We start from the raw sequence: 15,052 nt of genomic DNA on the forward strand, positions 1-15,052 counted from the left end.
GTGTTTAATTTATCTTTTTTAATAATTCTTCAGTGGATGCATATTCATCACCTTTTGCTTTAGCAATTTCGATAGATTTTTTAGCCCAAATTTTAGCATTTTTAAAATCACCTAATTTATAATAAATATTTGCTAACGTATCTGTATTCTGACTATTTTCTTCTTTTTTTATACCTTCTAAACACAATTGAGTCACTTGAGTTAACAATGTTTTGTCGGTAATATAGAGGTAAAAATTCCAAGCGACATTATTGAGTTCGTCAGTGGCAAAATCTTTTGGATTTTGATAATAATTCAAAGCAGATTTTGCGTAATCATCGTATTTTTTTTGATTAAAAAACAAATCCATATTGATTTTATTCAAAAGTTGCTTTGCTTCTTTTTCGCCATAAATTTTTGTTCCTTCAGCTAAAAAAATGGATTCATTAATGCTTTGAGTATTGGCATCGAAAGATTTTTGTAAAACCGTATTCAGTTTGAGTTTCTTATCATATTCCGCCAAATAACTTTCTGGAATTTGCGTAGAAAGTTCTGCCTTTTTTGCCGTGAAGATTTTATACAAATCATCATCTATGGTTTTGGTGAAAAACAGCAACATTACTGCTTCTTCTTTAGAATAAGTAGCGTCTGTTCTCATCTGGAAATAACGGGTAGCCACTTTTTGAGCCAATGAAAAATCAGTTGCATACGTATTTTTAATCAATCCCATTAAAAATTCCGGGTCTTTTTCTCCCGCTTCAAACTTCGCAATTTTATTTTCTAAAGTATTTTCTGGATTCAAGGCTTCTTTGGCAATACTGATGAGTTCTTGCGGACTCATATAACCTGCAGCTTTGTACACCACTTTTCCGTCTCCGTCTATGAATAGCAAAGTAGGATAAGAATAAATGCTGTATTTTTTGGCAATTTCTATTCCTTCTCCTTTTTCCATGTCAATGTGAAGATTCAGGAAATTGGCATTGAAATAATCGCCCACTTCTTTTTTAGGAAAAACGTTTTTGTCTAACAATTTACACGGACCACACCATGAAGCAAAAGCATCTAAAAAAATGAGTTTATTTTCTTTTTTGGCTTGTTCTAGGGTTTTAGCAAAAGACTGTTTTCCGAATTTTATTCCATCTTGAGAAAAAAGGGCTGTAGAAATCACCAAGAATAGGAACAATATAATTTTTTTCATTATCATTTAAAAATTGAGCTACGAAGATAAAATTTTTTGAGGGAACAAAAAACTTAAAACCAAAATTATCCCAATTTAAAATCTCTATAATAAGGCATTTTTCCGAAATATAAATTCTGAAAGAATAGATAAAACATCACCTCTTATATATCAGCTCTAAAACCTTTTTCTAATCCTAAAATTTTCTTAACTTTAACTGAATAAAAGACTGATTAAAAACCAATTAAAATCAGCCATTTTTTCCCGTGATTTATTCTCATCTTAAAAAAGAAATGCCATGACACAAGGAATTTCTCAAAAAAAAGCAGCAGAATTTTTGAAACAATACGGCTTCAATGAACTCCCTTCTGCAAAACCGAAAAACGTTTGGCAAATTGCCCTAGAAGTGATTCAAGAGCCCATGTTTATCTTGCTCATGTTTTGTGGTTTCGTCTATGTTTTATTGGGAGATTATACCGAAGGAATGATTCTGTTGTGTTGGGTTTTCGTCATTATTTTCATCACCTTTTATCAACATAGAAAAACCGAAAAATCTTTAGAAGCATTGAGACAATTGTCTTCTCCACGAGCTTTGGTGATTCGTGATGGTGAAGAAATTAGAATTCCGGGAAGAGAAGTCGTTCCCGAAGATGTAGTCATTTTAAACGAAGGAGACCGAGTTCCTGCAGATGCTATTTTATTGGAAAGTCAACACCTTACTATAGACGAATCTTTACTAACTGGTGAATCTGTTCCCGTGATTAAAACCGAAGAAAAGGAAGCTCATGTTTTCAGCGGAACACTCATCGTGCAAGGAAAAGGCAAAGCAAAAGTGACGCATACTGGTTCCGAAACACAATTCGGAAAAATTGGCGTTTCGCTACAAAATATAGAACAAGAAAGTACCCGATTGCAAAAAGAGATGAAAAGACTCATTAGAAGTCTGTTTCTTATGGGAATCGCCATCAGTATTGGCGTGATTTTGGCTTTTTATTTGACCAGAGGAAATTTCCTTAATTCTTTACTGAACGGATTGGCTTCTGCCATGTCTATTCTACCCGAAGAATTCCCTGTAGTATTGACTATTTTCTTAGCATTAGGAGCTTGGAGATTATCCAAAAATAATGTATTAACACGCAAACCTTCTGCTATAGAAACACTTGGTTCTGCCACCGTATTATGCAGTGATAAAACAGGAACCATTACCCAAAACAAAATGGAAGTTGCTGCGCTTTACTCAGGCGAAAAACTCTATTACAAAAAAGATTTTAAACATTCTTTAGAAAATATTCAAGAGGTTTTAACGGTTTTGGTTCACGCTTCTCAGCGTCATTCGATTGACCCGATGGAAAAAGCGATTGGCAATGAAATCAGCAGATTGACTTTAGCAAAAGAGGATTTAGATTTGGTAAAAGAATATCCACTGAGCAAAGAATTATTTGCCATGACTCGCGTGATGAAATCTAAAAACAGCCCACAAAGTCATGCCTATTGCAAAGGTGCTCCTGAAGCGATTTTCCAATTGTGTCATTTTTCTGAAGAAGAAAACACTCGTTATACTCAATTGGTGCATCAATTGGCAGAAAATGGTTACAGAGTTCTCGCAGCAGCTCATTGCGAAGTAAATTCCACTGAACTTCCCGAGAAACAAGAAGAATTTCCTTTTGTTTTTAGCGGATTAGTCGCTTTTGAAGACCCGATTCGTGAAGAAGTTCCAGGAGCCATCAGCGAATGCAACAAAGCAGGAATTAAAGTGATTATGATTACGGGTGATTTTCCTGCCACTGCCAAAAGTATAGCCAATCAAATTGGTTTACAGCACAATGACCAAGTTTTAACGGGTGCAGAACTCCAAAATATGAGCGATGCAGAACTGAAAGAAAAAATAAAAAACACTCATCTTTTTGCAAGAATTATTCCCGAACAAAAACTACAAATCATCAAAGCCTTAAAAGCCAATGGAGAAGTAGTAGCCATGACTGGAGACGGAGTAAATGATGCTCCTGCACTGAAAGCTGCCGACATAGGAATTGCCATGGGAATGAAAGGAACAGATGTAGCCAGAGAAGCGTCTTCCTTGGTTTTATTGGATGATAATTTTGCATCAATTGTTTACGCCATTCGTTCTGGAAGAAGAATTTTTGACAATCTTCAAAAAGCCATGTCTTATATTCTTGCTATCCACGTTCCGATTATTGGTTTGGTTTTATTGCCTGCTTTTAATTCTTCCTTGCCTATTTTATTGATGCCGATGCATATTGTTTTTATGGAATTGATTATCGACCCAGTTTGTTCTATCGCTTTTGAATCTGAACAAGAAGAAAGAGGCATTATGAATAGACCGCCCAGAAATCCAGATGAACTCTTTTTCGGTTGGCGAAAAATTGCTTTTAGCCTAGTGAAAGGATTTTTACTCCTCGCAATGGTAGTAGTGGTTTATTTTCTTTCTCTAAAAGAAGGACACTCTGATAATGCAGTGAGAGCCATCGCATTTTCTTCATTGATTGTAGGAAATGTATTTCTTATTCTCACTTCATTGTCTGACACTCGAAATTTTGTTTCTGTGATTTTAGAGAATAATAAAGCTTTGGTCATCATTTCTACCATTGCTTTCACTCTACTTTTTTTAACGATTGGAAACCCAATGCTGCAAAAGATTTTCAGTTTTGAATATCCTGGTCATCAACATTTTCTTACGTCTATTATTGGAGCGGTAAGTGTTTTGTTCATCCTTGAAATGATTAAATTATTGAGATTAAAACACCCATTGTAAACAGATAAAAGCTTAGCGCCATAAACCCTGCTCAAGTTTCCCTAGATAAAACTATTGCAAAAGTAATTTAATGTTTTATGAGTGTTATATAATAATTAATTCAAAAAATATGATTTAGATATCCACTTATATTAATACTTGTAAATTTACAGTTTAAAAGTTTTATTTTTATTTGGTTTTTTGTACAGAATACGACATCGTAGGATTTATATATTCAATGTTTTGAGATTTGAATTTTTATGATGTGAATTTAAGAGAATTTGTTTAAAACTAAAAAAGAAAGACCTTCAATAATGAAAGTCTTTTTATTATGTTTTGGCTAAAGCCAAATTGATTTTTATGATTTCTAAAACGGACTAAAGTCCGTTCCTATTGATAAAAATATTGATAAATCCTGTGAATTGCTTCATTATTTCATTCCTCGCAAATATTTTTCAAAAACCATAACTCGAATTACTCTTTAATCTTTGATTTAAACTTCTTCTGATAGTTTTCCCATTGTTCACGGGTTTTGATATTTTTATATTCGCCTTTAGAAAACAAAGTGATGTAAGGTTCTAATTCTTTAGCAGAGAAAAATCCCATCAAATTGGTAATCGGTTGAGCATTTTCGTCTAAAAATACAAGAGCTGGATATCCATTGACATTCATAAACTTCGCGAACTGGTGCATTGCATTTTTGCTTTTTGCCTTGGTAGCATAATCTGGATTGGTGAAAACCCTATCGTAAAAATTAACCGTCTGATTGCCTTCTGCATTGAATTTTACGGCGTAAAAATTTTCATTGATATATTTCGAAATAATAGGATGTGAATATGTCTGTTTATCCATCAATTTACACGGTCCACACCAATCTGCATAAAAATCGATGAGAATCTTTTTTGGATTGGTTTTTTGAGCAGTTAACGCTTGTTCCATCGTCATCCAATTCACTTGTGAAAAGGAAAAACTGAATACCAAAAGAAATAACATCGATAAAGTAGCTTTCATACAGTAGTTTTTATGTGGTTAATGAACCTCTTGCATTAATTTTTTCACAAAAGGAGATATCAAAATCAGTACCAAACCAGCTACTAAAGCATAGATTCCTAAATCTTTATATCCTTCTGTGTAAGTAATTAGTTTTTCATAGTTGGTTGCACCTTCCTTTGCTGAAGCCATGTTTGCGCCAATAATTCCTGCAACGTATTGTCCGTAAGCTGAAGCCAAAAACCACATTCCCATCATCATTCCCTGTAGTTTTTCTGTAGAAAGCTTCGTCATAATAGACAAACCAATTGGCGACAAGCATAGTTCACCAAAGGTAATAACCAATAAAGCAATTGTGAAAATATTCAGAGAAGTTATCCCTTGAAGATTGGCGAAAAATTTAGTCGCAAAAAGTACATAATATCCTAATCCTAAAAAGATAAATCCTAAACCGAATTTGATTAAAGTATTCGGTTCCAATTTTCTTTCACTTAGCCAAATCCATAATAAACCAATAATTGGAGCTAAGAAAATAATGAAAAATGCTCCTCCAGAATTGTTCACTCCATTCGGATCTAATCCTAGTAAGTCTTTGTTCAGATTATTCGCAGCAAAAATGCTCAAAGAACCGCCACTCTGTTCATAAATTCCCCAGAAAAGAATAGAGAAAATAATAAAAACCAAAGCTGCCCAAAGTTTTTTTCTTTCGGCAGGTGTAACCTTTGTCATTTCATAGAATAGATAAATGAGCGTCAATGGACCTACAATATACATGAATAAATCTGTGTATTCGGTTATAGAAACCATCGTCATAATTATTGGTACAAAAACCAAAGAAAGGACATAAACTCCATATTCTTTCCATTTTGCCATAGGTGAAAAAGTTCCGTCGGTATTTAATGTTTGAGGCTGTAAACCGATAGGTCCTAATCTTCTTTGAGTAAATATAAAATTTACCAAACTTACCACCATAACAATAGCCGCCAAACTGAAAGCTATATTCCATCTTTTATCTTCTGGAATAAAACTAGAAAACATTTCGCCTTTCCCAATAGCAATACAAAAATAACCTCCCAATAAAGCGCCTAAGTTGATTCCTGCATAAAAAAGTGAGAAACCTGCATCTGTTCTAGAATCTCCCGCTTTATAAAGTTTTCCTACCATAGTAGAAATATTGGGTTTGAAAAATCCTGTTCCTACAACGGTAAAAGCAATTCCTAAAAAGAAAAACTGATGTGGATCTATAGATAAAATAATACTACCAACAATCATCAGTAAACCTCCCCAAAATAAAGATTTTCTAAAACCAAGGATTTTATCTGCAAAAAGTCCGCCCACGAAAGTAAAAGCATATACAAAAGCTTGAGTAGCTCCATATTGTAAATTGGCTTGTTCATCTCCAAAATTGAGTTGAGAAATCATGAAAAACACAAGCATTCCGCGCATTCCGTAGAAGCAGAAACGTTCCCACATTTCAGAGAAAAAGAGTGACCAAATCTGGCGAGGATATTTGCCTTTAAAATCTTGAATTTGTTCGAGAGTTAAATTCATTTTAATTGTATTTCTTGTTAAAAACTTTGGCAAAGATTTTTAAACTTTGGCAAAGTAGTACGAAAATAAAAAAAACCACCGATGTTTCGATGGTTTTTATAAGATATTTTAATGAATTATTTAACACCGTGCATCATTGCAACCAATTTTTTATTTAGTAATACGAGCCCTAAACCACAAATGATAACAAAAATTGACACATACAAGAAAATATTACCAGCTCCCATACTTTCAACATATGAAGCCAAATAACCTCCAATTACATTAGCAAAGAAAGATGCTAATAACCAAACACCCATTAGCAATGAAGCTAATTTTGGAGGAGATAATTTTGTAACAACAGATAAACCAACTGGTGACAAACATAATTCACCTATCGTATGTAATAAATACGTAAATACTAACCATAGTAAACTCGCTTTAATAGTATCATCAGCAATATTACCACCTCTTTCAGCAACTGCTCCTAACATAAAGAAGAAACCAACTCCTAATAAAATCATACCTAATCCCATCTTAATAGGTGTAGATAATTTTTTACCAGCTTCTGAACTCCAAAACACACTAAACAATGGTGCTAAAAGAACAATAAACAATGGATTAACTGATTGAAACCATGAAGTTGGAATTGTAAATCCAAAAACATTTCTATCAATAAATTTATCAGTGTACAATGATAAAGAAGATCCTGCTTGTTCAAAACCAGCAAAGAAGAAAATTGCAAACAAGAAATAAACAAATATAACCGCAATCCTTTGTTTTTCTGCCTTTGTTAATGGTTTATTTGGATCAGCTACTTCTCCAGTATCTGCATTAGGAGTAGAATTTAAACTACCTGGCTTTTTACCTAAATCTCCTAAATACTTTTGAGCCAACATATTAAAAGCAATTTGTCCTAAAAACATACCAATTGCTGCCGCTAAAAATCCGTAACGGTAACCATAAGAGATAATATTATTACCTGTTTCGTCTTTTACTGCAAATATATTATCTGTTAAAAAACCTATTACTAATGGAGCTAAGAAAGCACCTAAATTAATACCCATGTAAAATATAGAAAACGCTGAATCTCTTCTCTCATCTCCATCTTTATAAAGTCCACCAACTAATGTTGAAATATTAGGTTTGAAAAATCCATTTCCAATAATCAACAAAAACAACCCAAGATACAACCCAGTATGAGATCCTATTGAAAACAATATCAACTGCCCCACCATCATTGTAAGACCACCAATAGTAATTGATAATCTTTGACCTAAGTATTTGTCGGCTAGCCAACCACCAATAAGTGGTGTAAAATATACAAATCCTGTAAACCAACCATAAATTAAACTAGCTGTCCCTTCATCAAAAGCAAGTCCCCCTTCTAAAAAGGTTTTAGTAAGATATAGGATCAAAATCCCTCTCATACCATAATAAGAAAAACGTTCCCACATTTCTGTGAAAAATAAAAGGTATAGTCCTTTAGGATGTCCTTTTTGTTGTGCTGTATCCATATTTTTATTGTTAATTTTTTGTTAAGACTAGCAAATATAGTTTTTTTTTGGTTTAATCAATAAAAAAGTCAGCACTAAAAGTACTGACTTATATCTTCTTAATGACCTTGGTCTTTCATAATTTTATTCAAACGCTTTAGCATAGATGCTCCTAGTAAAGTCGCAAAGATGAGTAAAGCAAAATTCACCAAGAAATAATTCATCTTATTGTCATAGCTGTACCAAGTACTTGCTAAAATTCCGGAAAGTTTGTTTCCTACTGAATTGGCCAAGAAGAAACCACCCATCATTAAAGCGGTGATTCTCGCTGGCGAAAGTTTTGACACAAAAGAAAGTCCCATCGGTGATAGACATAATTCCCCAACTGTAATCACTCCATAACTTGCAACTAACCACCACGGTGAAACTTTTACGGCTCCATTGTCACCAGCATAAACCGCTAAAACCATCACCAAACAAGAGAGCGCCGAGATAAATAATCCCAAAACAATTTTAGTAGGAGTTAAAGGTTCTTTTCCTTTTCGTCTGAGCATGGCCCAGAATGCTACAATTACTGGCGTTAACGCAATTACCCAAAATGGATTAATGGATTGGAATAATTCTGTATTGTATAGAAACACTTTTTGGGAAGGATTTTGCTCTAATTGCGCTTTTTGTTCAGGTTTAATATTTCTGAAATAGATATCTTTTCCTTGAGTTTTTAGAGTTTTTCCTTCTTCATCTTTTTGCGTTTGGTATTGGTCATCATACACAGAAACTTCTTTGTCTTTGAAATCTTTTCCGTCAACCATATAAATATCTTCCAAAGGTTTTTCTACACTTGCAGGAACACTTCTATCGGTATAATAGTTTGCCCAACGTGTTAAAGCCGTTCCGTTTTGCTTGAAAACCGCCCAGAAAAACATCGAAATTAAAAAGATAGACAACAATGCTCCAATTGCAGGTTTTTCTTTCTGATTCGCTTTGAAATAAAGAGAAACATAAAAATAAATAACAGGAATACAGGCAAAAATAAACGCATCTGTACTGTCACTTCCAAAAATTTCTCCTGGTAAGAACCAACCGATTGCTCCAGCGATAATTGCAGGTAAGAATACTTTAACCAAAATTTCAGAAAGTTTGGTATCTCCTTCTTGTACTGGCTTCATTTCTGCAGCCTGTCTGTAATGTTTCATTCCTACTGTGAAAACTACTAAACCTACCAACATCCCGATTCCAGCGGTGATAAATGCTTCTCCCCAACCGAATTTATTACGCATAAATGCTGCAATAATGTTACAGATGAAAGCACCGATATTAATTCCCATGTAGAAAATATTATAACCAGAATCTTTATTGGCTTTATATTTTTCGTCTGAATATAGGTTTCCTAAAAGTGTTGAAATAGTAGGCTTAAAGAAACCATTTCCCACAATAATTAATCCTAAAGAAGTATAAAAAAGTGGTAAGTCTTTGAAAATTCCCATCCCAATGTAACCTGCAGCCATCAAAATACCACCCAAATAAATAGATTTCACGTATCCTAGAACTCTATCTGCCAAGAAACCACCGATAAATGGAGTAAGATAAGTAAGGGCGATGTAAGTCCCGAAGATATCATCTGCCATTTTATCAGGAAGACCTAATCCTCCTCTCATTCCTTCTGGCTCGATAAGATATAATACAAAAATTCCTAAAATTAAATAATACCCGAATCTTTCCCACATTTCTGTGAAGAACAAATACGGTAAACCTTTTGGATGTTTATTGTTCATAAAATTTATTTTTCCCAAAAATAAGTTTTTTAAATGGAATGAAAAATTTTTCTAACTTTGATAAAAATAAATTCTAAAAAAATGGAAATCACAATAAAAGATTTAGAAAAAAATCTAAAGACACTTCCCAAAGAACTTTTAGGGAATGTGAATGACTATATTGATTTCTTGAAGGAGAAATACATTTCCAAAGAAAGTAAGAATTCATCAAAAGAAGAAACGTTCAAACTCATTGAAAATCAGAAAAAAATATTAGACAGTCAAGAAAATTTAGATGATTCTGAATTTCAAGACCATGATGAATTTTTAGCTGAATTAAAGAAAGAATATGAACTATAAAATTAGGATTTCGTCTTTAGCAAAATCTCATATTAAAGAAGCGGTTTCATATTATAAAAAAGAAGCTTCTCTAAAAGTTGCACAAAATTTTGTTAAAGATTATGAGCAAACTCTACAAAAAATCAAGCAAAATCCTTTTTTTCAACGGTATTACAAAAATTTCAGAGGTTTACCTCTTAAAAAATATCCTTATATCATTTTCTTTCAAGTTGATGAAAACAGAAAATTAATTAGTATAAATGCTGTTTTCCAAGGGAACCAAGACATTGATAAACGCCCATAAAAAACCGCAAAAGAAATTTTCTTCTGCGGTTTTAATTTATCTTTAAGTGTACAACTTTTTACAAATTCTCCAAAATAAAATCAGTCATTTTTTTATACAAATGAGGTCTGGTTTGTCCACCGTAAATTCCGTGATTTTTGTCTGGATATGCCATAAATTCAAACTGCTTATTGTTTTGAATTAATGCTTCAGAAAATTCCATAGAATTTTGGAAATGTACGTTATCATCTGCTGTTCCGTGAATCAAAAGGAATTTGCCTTTTAGTAATTTCGCAAAAGTTGTAGGTGAATTTTGGTCGTAACCTTCAGGATTTTCTTGTGGAGTTTGTAAAAATCTTTCGGTGTAAATGCTGTCATAATATCTCCAATTGGTAACTGGTGCTACCGCAATTCCTGCTTTGAAAACATCAGCACCTTTTGTCATGGCTAAGCTTGCCATATAACCACCATAACTCCATCCGAAAATACCAATTCTAGACTTGTCAATATAAGATTGATTTCCTAACCATTTTGCAGCAGCAATTTGGTCTTCTATTTCGTATTTTCCTAGATTTTTATAGGTTACTTTTTTGTATTTTGTTCCTCTATAACCTGTTCCACGACCATCTACACAAACTACGATATATCCTTTCTGCACCAAATGATTGAACCAAAGTCCGTTTCCACCATCCCAAGAATTAGAAACTTGCTGAGAACCTGGCCCAGAATATTGAAACATAAAAAGTGGATATTTTTTATTCGGGTCAAAATCCTTAGGTTTCATGATGTAAGCATTCATTTGGTCTCCTGCTTCATTCGGAATCATCATAAATTCTTTGGTAACCAAATTATCTGCATTTAATTTGCTTAAAAGTGCATCATTATTCTGCAATTCTTTCACAAATTTCCCGTTTCCATCTTTTAAAGTATAGGTGAATGGTTTTTTAGCAGTAGAATTAGTCTCAATAAAATATTGGAAATTTTTAGAAAAATCTGCTCTGTTATTTCCTTCCGCTTGAGAAAGCAATACAGATTTCCCTGATGAAATATTAAATTTAGAAACTACTTTATTGATGCTTCCTTTCTCGGTTGTTTGTAAGAAAACTTCTTTCGTTTTTGGATTAAAACCATAATAATCAGTGATTTCCCAGTTTCCTTTGGTTACTTGTTTGTTCAGTTTTCCTTTCGCATCATACCAATACAAATGTCTGAAACCACTTCTCTCCGAAGCCCATAAAAATGAATTGTCTTCTAAAAATTCTAACGTAAGATTATCGGTGTCAATCCAAGCTTGGTCTGTTTCGGTTAACAATTTAGACACGGTTCCAGAAGCGGTATTAATTTTTAAAATTTCTACTTTATTCTGATGTCTGTTGGAAGTTGCAATCGCTACCTCATCATTTTTAGCAGTGCTAAAAACTTGTGGAATATAATAATTCTCAAAACCTACCAAATCTAAATGGATGGTTTTACCAGAATTGACTTGATATAAATGAGCAGAAACATCTGAATTTTTCTCTCCAGCTTTTGGATATTTAAAACGATAATCTGTAGGATAAAGCGATTTATTATACATCTGCATATTCATCTCTGGAACTTGCGATTCATCAAATCTTACAAAAATGATGGCATCACTTCCTTTGTTCCACTGATAAAAATCTGCATGCCCGAATTCTTCCTCATACACCCAATCTCCCAATCCATTAATCACTGAATTTTTCTTTCCATCAGCAGTAATTTGGGTAATTTTTCCAGATTCTAAATCTTGATAAAACAAATTATTGTCTGAAATAAAAGCCACTAATTTTCCATTAGGCGAAAATTTAGGCTCTTGCACGAAATTTCCGTTGTTCAGACTGATTATTTTTCCTGAAGTAAGGTCTTTAACATCAAATTTCCCTAAAAATGAATGTCTATAAATAGGCTCAGATTCTTTTTGCAAAAGAATTTTTGATTCATCATCAGAAAAAATATAACTCTCAAAACTTCCGTCTACAATATTGCCCACTTTTTCAGTGGTTTTGTAAGAATATTTTGCAATACCGCCTCTTTCGATTACGGCATAGTTCTCTCCATTTTTAAGAGAAGCGATTCCTGCAATGTTTTTGCCGCGGTAGTAACCCGAATAGATTTTTTCTAGAGTAATTTCTTGAGCAAAGCCAAAATGCATCATTCCCAAGAAACCTAATGTTAAAAACAATTTCTTCATTCCTTAATTTTTAAATTTTTCTAAATGTTATTATTCAGAAAAAGCTCCATAATATGCTGCTCCATATAATGCTGTTTTGCTATTTAGGTTTAAATAAATAGGAATTCCAGCTAAAAGCGGTTCCATTTCGTCACATTTTAAGAAGCTTTCTTCTATTTTATCTTTGTTGATAAAGTTATAAATTCTTGGCGGAATTCCACCTGCTAAAATTAATCCACCCGTTGCTTTATAATTCAGCACCATATTATTGGCTCTTCTCGCCATAAAATCTACCAGCATTTCCATTGCCAAAACGCAAGTGGTACATAATCCAGACATTGCAGTTTCACTGATTACGGCAGACTTATCTTTAGCTTCTGCTAATTTCTGGGTAAGCCAAGCTTGTTCTTCGTAGCCTTTTACATCTCTCAAAAATTCGTAGATTTTGTAAATAGCTGGTCCAGAAACCAATCTTTCCCAAACGATGATTTCGCCGTAGGTTTTTTGTAAAAATTTCACCAATTCAAATTCTACATCTGTTCTCGGCGCAAATTCGCTGTGGCCACCTTCAGAAGGCATTGGTCTTAAATATTTTCCGTCCCAGAAAAGACAAGCTTCGCCTAAACCTGTTCCTGGAGCCAAAATAGCAATATGACCACCGATAGAAGGATTTCCGTTTCTCATGGTCACCATAAATTCATCATCCATCTCTGTCATTCCAAAAGCTGTAGCTTCTAAATCATTAATAAGATAGACTTTATCTATTTGTAGGTCTCTACGGAGTTCTGTTACATCTATTTTAAATTTTATATTGGTGGTGTGACAAGTTCCGTTTACTACAGGACCTGCAGCTCCAATAGAAATTCTGTCTGGCTTCTCAAAATTATTTTTTTTGATAAAATCAAGAATAATTTCGGTCAAAGAATTATGATGATTGGTGGTATATGTTTCTTCTAACTGAAGAACCATTTTGCCATTTTGCGAAACAAATTGTGCAATATTGGTTTTGGTTCCACCTACATCTGCTGCTAGAATTGAAAGGTTATTGTTTGCTGGATTTTCGATTTGTGGTAAATAAAGCGGAAATTTCATAGTGTGAAAATTTTAAATAATGTGTTGTTTAATTTTAATAAAATTGCTTTGAAAAAAATTCCCCTAAAAGTACGGCTTTTCAGCAACTTAAACCTCATAGAAAATGCCCTAAAAACATGATTTTAGTCTTGTTATTTCATGAAAATCAGCAACCTCTCCTTCCAAAATTGCAGACGAATGAAAGCTCTTGGCATGAGTGAAATTTTTAATCTCAACAAGGTTAGAAGAACGCAAACCACCTCCACATAAAATGTCTATTCTTCCCGCTGAAATTTCCACTAATTTTTGGAGCATTTCTTTGCCTTCTTCTACATTAAATTTTCCACCAGAAGTCAAAACGGTAGAAAAACCAGAATTGATAAGCATTTCTAATGATTTTTCTAGATTTTCTGTTCTATCAAAAGCACGATGAAAAGTACAAGGTTTTCCTTTTGCAAACTGGATAAGTTCCTTGCATTGCTCTTCGTTTACCTCATCATTTTGGTCTAAAATTCCAAAAACAAAACCATCTGCTCCAGCGTTACAAAAATTTTGCAATTGGTGTTTCATCAAACTAAAACCTTCATCTGAATAGAAAAAATTTCCACCTCTCGGACGAATCATCACGTAAATAGGAATGTCTATTTCCTTTTTTAAATTTTTGAAATCTTCTAAATCAGGAGTGGTTCCGCCCAAATGAAAATCAGCACAAAACTCTATTCTATCTGCTCCAGCTTTCGCAGCGATAACGGCAGATTCTTTATTAAAACAAGCTATTTCTAACATTTTACAATTTGTTTACAATTCTGTGAATTCCATCTTTTAATAACTGAGTTTTAAAATTGATTAATAATCCCAATTTTAAACCTGTAAATTTCAAATAAGTATTGGTTTGCGCAAAATGAATAGGATTTAATTCTAATACTGATTTCACTTCTACAATCACTTTTTCTTCAACTAAAATATCAATTCTATAAGCATTGTCTATTTCAATTTCTTTATAATTAAGAGCAAGTGAGTATTGTTGCTTTACCTTTAAACCTAATTTTTGAAGTTCATACACAAGTGCAGTTTCATAAGCACTTTCTAATAGTCCAATTCCGAGGTTTTTGTGCACTTCTAATGCTGCGCCAATTATTTTATACGAAATTTCATTTTCTGTCATAGGTGTTATTAGTTTTTATTTTTTAAACGCAAAGTCTTACGAAGTTTATTTAAATGTTAAGTGAGCAAAGTTCTTATCAACGAGTTGATTTTATTAAGCTCCTGCATAGATTCTCATCTTAAATATAAAAAAAATATTTTCAAGCTCATTCAATTCGCTTGCGAATAAAACTTTGCTTGCTTAAAAAGTTTTAGATCTTAAAAAAACCTTTGCGTTTAAAAATTAAATAAACTTTAAATGTAAGGTTTTACGAAATTTATTTAAATGTTAAGTGAGCAAAGATCTTATCAACGAGTTGATTTTATTAAGCTCCTGCTTAATTTCTCAT

Annotated in this window: 12 protein-coding genes; 3 read left to right on the forward strand and 9 right to left on the reverse strand. The window is 33.1% G+C overall.

Annotated features, from left to right (window positions below; all coding sequences use genetic code 11):
- Positions 1-4: 4 nt before the first annotated feature.
- Positions 5-1,177, reverse strand: coding sequence for a thioredoxin family protein (locus QO190_RS08415; RefSeq protein ID WP_371462408.1), 1,173 nt, complete (start codon positions 1,175-1,177; stop codon positions 5-7).
- A 277-nt stretch (positions 1,178-1,454) separates the two neighbouring features.
- Between QO190_RS08415 and QO190_RS08420 the strand changes: the two genes are divergently transcribed.
- Positions 1,455-3,929, forward strand: a complete 2,475-nt coding sequence (locus tag QO190_RS08420; RefSeq protein ID WP_371462407.1) for a cation-translocating P-type ATPase — start codon at positions 1,455-1,457, stop codon at positions 3,927-3,929.
- A gap of 453 nt (positions 3,930-4,382) precedes the next feature.
- Here QO190_RS08420 and QO190_RS08425 read toward each other — a convergent pair whose 3' ends face one another.
- The 4 genes from QO190_RS08425 to QO190_RS08440 all read right to left on the reverse strand — a co-directional run bounded on the left by QO190_RS08425 (position 4,383) and on the right by QO190_RS08440 (position 9,699).
- Positions 4,383-4,919, reverse strand: coding sequence for a thioredoxin family protein (locus QO190_RS08425; protein ID WP_371462405.1), 537 nt, complete (start codon positions 4,917-4,919; stop codon positions 4,383-4,385).
- An 18-nt stretch (positions 4,920-4,937) separates the two neighbouring features.
- Complete coding sequence (locus tag QO190_RS08430) at positions 4,938-6,449, reverse strand: peptide MFS transporter (RefSeq protein WP_371462403.1); 1,512 nt, start codon at positions 6,447-6,449, stop codon at positions 4,938-4,940.
- Between the two features lie 116 nt (positions 6,450-6,565).
- The gene (locus QO190_RS08435; RefSeq protein WP_213196547.1) at positions 6,566-7,945 is read right to left on the reverse strand and encodes a peptide MFS transporter; all 1,380 of its coding nucleotides are present in this window, start codon (positions 7,943-7,945) and stop codon (positions 6,566-6,568) included.
- 98 nt (positions 7,946-8,043) lie between these two features.
- Positions 8,044-9,699, reverse strand: coding sequence for a peptide MFS transporter (locus QO190_RS08440; RefSeq protein WP_371462401.1), 1,656 nt, complete (start codon positions 9,697-9,699; stop codon positions 8,044-8,046).
- Between the two features lie 81 nt (positions 9,700-9,780).
- Between QO190_RS08440 and QO190_RS08445 the strand changes: the two genes are divergently transcribed.
- Both QO190_RS08445 and QO190_RS08450 read left to right on the forward strand, forming a co-directional pair.
- The gene (locus tag QO190_RS08445) at positions 9,781-10,038 is read left to right on the forward strand and encodes a hypothetical protein (RefSeq protein WP_371462399.1); all 258 of its coding nucleotides are present in this window, start codon (positions 9,781-9,783) and stop codon (positions 10,036-10,038) included.
- The gene (locus QO190_RS08450) at positions 10,028-10,321 is read left to right on the forward strand and encodes a type II toxin-antitoxin system RelE/ParE family toxin (protein WP_371462397.1); all 294 of its coding nucleotides are present in this window, start codon (positions 10,028-10,030) and stop codon (positions 10,319-10,321) included. The genes QO190_RS08445 and QO190_RS08450 overlap by 11 nt, the downstream gene beginning before the upstream one ends.
- A 58-nt stretch (positions 10,322-10,379) precedes the next feature.
- Here the strand turns inward: QO190_RS08450 and QO190_RS08455 are convergent, their stop codons facing one another.
- The 4 genes from QO190_RS08455 to QO190_RS08470 all read right to left on the reverse strand — a co-directional run bounded on the left by QO190_RS08455 (position 10,380) and on the right by QO190_RS08470 (position 14,724).
- Positions 10,380-12,509 (reverse strand): alpha/beta fold hydrolase, encoded by a 2,130-nt coding sequence (locus QO190_RS08455; RefSeq protein ID WP_371462395.1) that lies wholly within the window; start codon positions 12,507-12,509, stop codon positions 10,380-10,382.
- 30 nt (positions 12,510-12,539) lie between these two features.
- Entirely contained in the window at positions 12,540-13,580 is a 1,041-nt protein-coding gene (gene glk, locus QO190_RS08460) for a glucokinase (RefSeq protein WP_371462393.1), read from the reverse strand.
- A 108-nt stretch (positions 13,581-13,688) separates the two neighbouring features.
- Positions 13,689-14,345, reverse strand: a complete 657-nt coding sequence (locus QO190_RS08465) for a copper homeostasis protein CutC (RefSeq protein ID WP_371462391.1) — start codon at positions 14,343-14,345, stop codon at positions 13,689-13,691.
- A 1-nt stretch (position 14,346) separates the two neighbouring features.
- A complete protein-coding gene (locus tag QO190_RS08470; protein ID WP_371462389.1) occupies positions 14,347-14,724 on the reverse strand; it encodes a GxxExxY protein in 378 nt (125 codons plus the stop codon).
- Positions 14,725-15,052 lie beyond the last annotated feature (328 nt).

It is taken from the genome of Cloacibacterium sp. Arc13, assembly GCF_041431305.1.
Lineage (GTDB): Bacteria > Bacteroidota > Bacteroidia > Flavobacteriales > Weeksellaceae > Cloacibacterium > Cloacibacterium caeni_B.

Coding starts and splice junctions, on each gene's coding strand:
- QO190_RS08470 (WP_371462389.1), bottom strand. CDS start 14,724: ATGACAGAAAATGAAATTTCGTATAAAATAATTGGCGCAGCATTAGAA.
- QO190_RS08465 (WP_371462391.1), bottom strand. CDS start 14,345: ATGTTAGAAATAGCTTGTTTTAATAAAGAATCTGCCGTTATCGCTGCG.
- QO190_RS08430 (WP_371462403.1), bottom strand. CDS start 6,449: ATGAATTTAACTCTCGAACAAATTCAAGATTTTAAAGGCAAATATCCT.
- QO190_RS08425 (WP_371462405.1), bottom strand. CDS start 4,919: ATGAAAGCTACTTTATCGATGTTATTTCTTTTGGTATTCAGTTTTTCC.
- QO190_RS08450 (WP_371462397.1), top strand. CDS start 10,028: ATGAACTATAAAATTAGGATTTCGTCTTTAGCAAAATCTCATATTAAA.
- QO190_RS08445 (WP_371462399.1), top strand. CDS start 9,781: ATGGAAATCACAATAAAAGATTTAGAAAAAAATCTAAAGACACTTCCC.
- QO190_RS08420 (WP_371462407.1), top strand. CDS start 1,455: ATGACACAAGGAATTTCTCAAAAAAAAGCAGCAGAATTTTTGAAACAA.
- QO190_RS08440 (WP_371462401.1), bottom strand. CDS start 9,699: ATGAACAATAAACATCCAAAAGGTTTACCGTATTTGTTCTTCACAGAA.
- glk (WP_371462393.1), bottom strand. CDS start 13,580: ATGAAATTTCCGCTTTATTTACCACAAATCGAAAATCCAGCAAACAAT.
- QO190_RS08455 (WP_371462395.1), bottom strand. CDS start 12,509: ATGAAGAAATTGTTTTTAACATTAGGTTTCTTGGGAATGATGCATTTT.
- QO190_RS08435 (WP_213196547.1), bottom strand. CDS start 7,945: ATGGATACAGCACAACAAAAAGGACATCCTAAAGGACTATACCTTTTA.
- QO190_RS08415 (WP_371462408.1), bottom strand. CDS start 1,177: ATGAAAAAAATTATATTGTTCCTATTCTTGGTGATTTCTACAGCCCTT.